The sequence below is a fragment of the Streptomyces sp. NPDC031111 genome (assembly GCF_055570675.1).
Genome location: NZ_JBVIGS010000005.1, coordinates 143333 through 148353 on the forward strand (window position 1 = coordinate 143333; position 5021 = coordinate 148353).

The 5021-nt window shown below is 71.7% G+C and carries 4 protein-coding genes; all 4 read right to left on the reverse strand.

Annotated elements, in window-relative coordinates; all coding sequences use genetic code 11:
- Nucleotide 1: 1 nt before the first annotated feature.
- From ACZ470_RS13510 to ACZ470_RS13525, 4 genes are read right to left on the reverse strand one after another with little or no spacing between them, the layout of a single operon-like run.
- Nucleotides 2–2227 (reverse strand): enoyl-CoA hydratase/isomerase, encoded by a 2226-nt coding sequence (locus tag ACZ470_RS13510; RefSeq protein WP_468427020.1) that lies wholly within the window; start codon nucleotides 2225–2227, stop codon nucleotides 2–4.
- The gene (locus tag ACZ470_RS13515; protein WP_468427021.1) at nucleotides 2215–3477 is read right to left on the reverse strand and encodes a hydroxymethylglutaryl-CoA synthase family protein; all 1263 of its coding nucleotides are present in this window, start codon (nucleotides 3475–3477) and stop codon (nucleotides 2215–2217) included. The genes ACZ470_RS13510 and ACZ470_RS13515 overlap by 13 nt, the downstream gene beginning before the upstream one ends.
- A 5-nt stretch (nucleotides 3478–3482) precedes the next feature.
- The gene (locus ACZ470_RS13520) at nucleotides 3483–4718 is read right to left on the reverse strand and encodes a beta-ketoacyl synthase N-terminal-like domain-containing protein (RefSeq protein ID WP_468427022.1); all 1236 of its coding nucleotides are present in this window, start codon (nucleotides 4716–4718) and stop codon (nucleotides 3483–3485) included.
- Between the two features lies 1 nt (nucleotide 4719).
- Nucleotides 4720–4974: an acyl carrier protein gene (locus tag ACZ470_RS13525; protein WP_468427023.1), complete on the reverse strand. Its 255-nt coding sequence runs from the start codon at nucleotides 4972–4974 to the stop codon at nucleotides 4720–4722.
- Nucleotides 4975–5021 lie beyond the last annotated feature (47 nt).

Consider the following 5021-nt stretch of genomic DNA (forward strand, 5'->3'; position numbering starts at 1 on the left):
CTCACTTCGCAGTGTCGTGTGACGTGCCGGTGTGGGCGCCGAGCGTGCGGCCGAGCAGGGCCGCGGTCTCGCGCATCAGGTGGTCGGCCACGGCGGCCACGTGCCGCTCGCGCCACGAGGCCAGCGGGGTGCCGCGGACCCAGGCGTTGTACGCGCCCAGCGCCGGGCCGCAGTGGATCTGGAAGTCGACCTTGTGCTCGGGGCGGCCGGCCAGCGCCAGCCGGGTGGAGTGGACGAAGTACCAGCGGAACACCAGGGCCATCTTCTGCTTCGGGTTCCGCTCGACCTCCGCGAGGCGTTCCGGGAACCGGCGGGCCAGATGGGCCCGGGTCTCCTCCCACACCTCCTTGAGCGGGCGCTTGAAGTACTTCTGCTCCAGGGTGGCGCGGGTCCTCGCGTCCAGGTCGTCGAGGGAGTCGTGGCGCACGTACAGCTCGTGCAGCTTCTGGGCACGCGCCGGGAACAGCAGGCCCTTCCTGGCCACCTGCATCCTCGCCCCGACCTCGAACATGTCGCCGGCGGGCGCGTAGTCGGTGTCGTGCACGCCGAGGTCCTGGAGGATGTCCTTCACCGCGTCGCTGGTGCCCGCTTCGACCGTGCACTGGTTGATGGACCCGGTCACGATGAAGTCCGCGCCGAGGGCGAACGCGGCGAGTGCGGCCTGTGGGGTCCCGATGCCGCCGGCGGCTCCGAGCAGTACCGGCTCCGCGTAATCCTCCTCGCGCGTGACGCGGTCGCGCAGTTCGCTCATCGCGGGCATCAGCACGTAGGCGTTGCCGGCGTCGGTGTGGCCCGCGGAGTCGGCCTCCACGCACAGGTCCGAGGCCAGCGGTATCCGCCGGGCGAGTTCGGCCTGCTCGGGGGTGATGTGCCCGGCGTCCAGCAACTGGCGCACCAGCTCCGGCGGCGCGGGTCGGAGAAAGCGCTCCGCCACCTCGGTGCGGGAGACCTTGGCGATGACGCGGTGATGCTCGCGCACCTCGCCCTCGCGCCCCCTGAAGAGTCCTGCGAGACGGTATCGGATCAGCGGGAGTGACGGCCGGATGTAGGCCGAGGCCTCGACGCAGCGCACACCGTGGTCCAGATAGAGCTCCACGAGCCGGGACTCCAGCCCGGGTTCCTGCGGAGAGCTGAGCAGGTTGGCGCCGAACGGCTGTCCTTCGTCCAGCTCCTTGCGGATGCGGCCGAGCGCGTCGTCCACGGCTTCCGGGCTCAGCCCGCCCGTGCCGAGGAAGGAGAGCATGCCGGCCCGGCCCATCGCGGTGACGAGTTCGACCGAGGCGATGCCCTTGTACATGGCGCCGGCCACGTAGGCGCGGGTGACGCCGTGTGCCGCGCGAAAGCGGGGGTTGCCGAGCTCCTGTGGGGCGGGAGGCGTGCGCACGCCGGTCCCCGTCGTCGCGGGGGCCGGGGACGTGCCGGGGCCGGGCTCCCCCGGGTTCGGCCGCGGGCCGGTCTCCCAGGGGAACAGGCCCTCCTCCGCGTACCGCTGGATGGCGCGCACGTTCATCGGGTCCTCGAAGACCTCTCGGTTGGTGGCCAGCGCGGCGGATTTGGTCCGCTCGGGTATCGGGGACAGCTGCCGCAGGTACGCCTTGTAGCGCGCGACGGCCGGCTTCGAGAGCCGGGTCAGGCGCTTGAGGTGTGTGCGCAGCAGGCCCTCGCTGTCCTCTCCGCACTCGTCGACCAGCCCCCAGGCGCGGGCGCGTTCCGCGTCGACGGTCCGGGTGGTGGCGGCGAGGTAGTGCGCGTGCTGGAATCCCGTGCGCCGGATCAGGAAGGGCAGGACGACGGCGGGGATGAGGCCGAACAGCAGCTCGGAGAGGCTGAAGGTGGCGCCCTCGTCGGCGATGACGAGGTCGCAGGCCGCCACGATGCCGACGCCGCCGGCGTTGGCCTTGCCCCGCACGTGGGCGATGGTGAGGAGGTCCGCGTACGCGAGGTACCGGAACAGTTCGAACAGCGGCTCCGGATCGGCGGCGGTCGGTCCGCCCTCGCGGGCCGCCCGGCCGATGGCGTCGAAGTCGGCCCCGAAGCAGAACACCTCGGGCAGCCCCTCCAGCACCAGGACGGTGGCCGGTGAGGCCGCCGCGCGGGCCAGTACGTCGGTCAACTCGCGCACCATCGGCGTGTTCAGGGCGTTGCCCGCCTCGGGCCGGTGCAGTCGCACGAACCAGACGTCGTCCTGCTCGCGCAGCTTCAGCGTGTCGTAGGTCAGTCCAGCCATGCGTACTCCCGGTGGAACTCCTTGATCGACCGGAGCACCAGCCGCGGTCCCGCGCCGTTCGCGGGGCGGGTCGCGGGGACGAGGCTCTGGTCGACCGTCGTGTTCCGCGTGCCGAAGCGGACGAAGTCGCTCTCGGACAGCAGGTGTTCGTACTCGTCGACGGTCAGCCGGTAGCGGGCGTCGAGGTGCGCCTCGATGCCCATCTCCTTGAGCCGTGTCGCGCCGTCCGGTGTCACCACGCCGCTGTAGAACTCCGAGCAGCAGCCGGAGCCGTAGGAGAAGCAGCCGACCCGCTGGGGGCTGTCGAAGCCGCCGTTGCACACGGTGCTCGCCAGTGACAGGAACACGGTGGCGCCCATGATGTTGCCGACGCGGCCGCAGTACGTCAGTCCGGGCGCCACCCGGCGCTCGAAGTCCTCGGCGATCTCACCGCCCCTCACTCCCGCGACCTTGCGCATCATCGTGCGGTGGGCGCCCTTGACCATGCCGCCGAACGGCGTGTGGAAGGCGAGGTACTGGAAGGAGTCGCGGTAGTCGGCGCCCTCGACCTTGCGCTCGTAGGCCCGGTAGGACTGTTCGCAGCAGTCCAGGTACGACATCAGCGACAGGTCCACGTCTCCGGACTCGCTGTCGGGCGCGGGGCGGCAGGTGTCCATGACCTCGTAGCCGTAGTAGCCGCTGGCGCCCACGTCGAGCTGGAACACGTGGGGGACGTCGCTGATCAGCATGGCCACGGCGCCGGCACCGCCGCTGGGTTCGGCGTAGGACCAGTCCTGGGCCGAGGCGTCGGCCCCGTCCTCGAGGAGGTAGCGCGAGATGTCGGTGGCGACGACCAGCGCCTTGGCGCCCGGTGAGGTCTGGGACAGGATGAAGTTGCAGGCCATCTGGAGTCCGGCGGTGCCCGCGTAGCAGGCCTGTTTCAGCTCGAACATGCGGCAGTTGCGGGTGAGGCCCAGCTGGTCGTGGAGGTAGGTGCTCACGGACTTCGAGAAGTCGATGCCCGATTCGGTGCAGGTGATCAGCAGCTCGATGCGGTCCCTGTCCTCTGGGGTCATCCGGTCGAGGAGGGGGCGGGCCGCGTTGGCGCCGAAGGTCACCGGGTCCTCGAAGGGCAGGGCGACCGTCTTCTCCCGCATCAGCAGGTTGTCCAGCCGCTGGGGGTCGAGCCCCCGGCGTTGCGCCAGTTGGGCGACGTCGAGCACTGCCGAGCCGCCGAACACGTTCATGGCTTCGATTCCGACGCGGGACATGACCTCTACGCCCTCCCTGGTTCGCACGCGCTCATGCACAGTGCCGTGTTGATGCCTCCGAAGCCCATGCTCAGGCTCAGGCAGTGGCGCACCCGCGCCTCGACCGCCGCGCCGCGCACCCAGTTGAGGGAGTCGTCGACCGGGTCGTGGAGGTTGCGGGTGGGGTGCAGCCGGCCGTGCCGCATCTGAAGCAGCGCGGCGACCGCCTCCACCGCGCCGGCCGCGCTGAGTCCGTGGCCGGTGATCGACTTGGTGGCGTTGACGGCGGCCCGGGTGAGTCCGCTCTCCCTGAGCGCCCGGGCCTCGGTGCGGTCGCCGACGGGCGAGGCGGTGCCGTGCGGGTTGACGTAGTCGATGTCCGCCGCGGTGAGGCCCGCCGTGCCGAGGGCCTGCCGGATCGCCCGGACCTCGCCCTCCAGCGAGGGGTTGGGGCCGCGGTTGCCGTCGAGCTGCACCGACCAGCCGGCCAGCCGCGCGTAGGGGGCGTGCTCGCGCGGTGGGCGGGCGCCGCGGCGTTCCACGACGAGGGCCGCGCAGGCCTCGCCGAAGACGAAGCCGTTGTGGCCCGTGTCGAAGGGGCGGCAGGCCGCTTCGGGGGCGTCGGCGCAGTGCTCGGGCGCCATGGCGCCCATCGACTCCAGGGCGAGGAGTTCCCAGTACGACAGGTCCGCCAGGGCGCCGAGCGCGACGCACACGTCGACCCGGCCGGACGCTACGGCCTCGGCCGCCTCGATGACGGCGAGCTGGCCGGAGGCCGAGGCGCCGCCGACCGTGTGGGCCAGGCCGCGGATGCCGAAGGTCGCCGTGGCCAGGGCGCACAGGTCGGTGTCCAGGTAGGACATGCCGTAGCCGGGCCGGAGGAAGCGGGGCTTGGCGCGGTGCCTGTCGTGGGCCCGCACCAGTTCCCGCTGCTGCACGTTGCTGCCGCCGACGACGAGGCCGACGCGGGAGGGGTCGGCCTCGTCGAGGCCGGCCTCCGTCCAGGCCTCCTCCAGGGTGGCGAGGGCCACCCGGGCCGTGAGGGAGGCGGTACGCAGATCGCGGGCGGCCACCCGGGTGGGCGGAGTGAACGCGGAGATCTCCGCGCCCACGAAGGCGCTGTCGAGCTGCCGGCCGGGGCGTTCCAGCACGCCGAAGCGGTGCTCCCCGGCGAACAGCGCCCGCGCGAACTGCTCCTTGCCCTGCCCGACGGCCGTGGTGACGCCCAGCCCGGTCACCACGATCTCGGCGACGTCACGCACGTTACCGGGCCCTCGCGGAGGTCTTCTCGCCGAGCAGTTCGGCGAGTTCGCCCAGGTTCCGCGGGCCGTGCGTGTCGACCAGGGGTATCTCCAGGTCCAGCCGTTCCAGCACGGTCATGACGATCTCCGCCCGGTCCATCGAGTCCGCGCCGAGGTCCTCCAGCGAGTCGGACTCGGTGAAGGGGTGGCCGTCCAGCTCCGGCAGGACCTCCACGATCGCCTCGGTGATCAGGGGCAGGATCTCTTCGCTTGTCATTTCCACCATCACTTGCCACAGGCCGCCGGGTCGCGGCGGGTCGTCGG

Bases quoted from the DNA above. Each gene is read 5' to 3' on its own strand.
- ACZ470_RS13515 (WP_468427021.1), bottom strand. From the start codon at position 3,477: ATGTCCCGCGTCGGAATCGAAGCCATGAACGTGTTCGGCGGCTCGGCA.
- ACZ470_RS13510 (WP_468427020.1), bottom strand. From the start codon at position 2,227: ATGGCTGGACTGACCTACGACACGCTGAAGCTGCGCGAGCAGGACGAC.
- ACZ470_RS13525 (WP_468427023.1), bottom strand. From the start codon at position 4,974: ATGACAAGCGAAGAGATCCTGCCCCTGATCACCGAGGCGATCGTGGAG.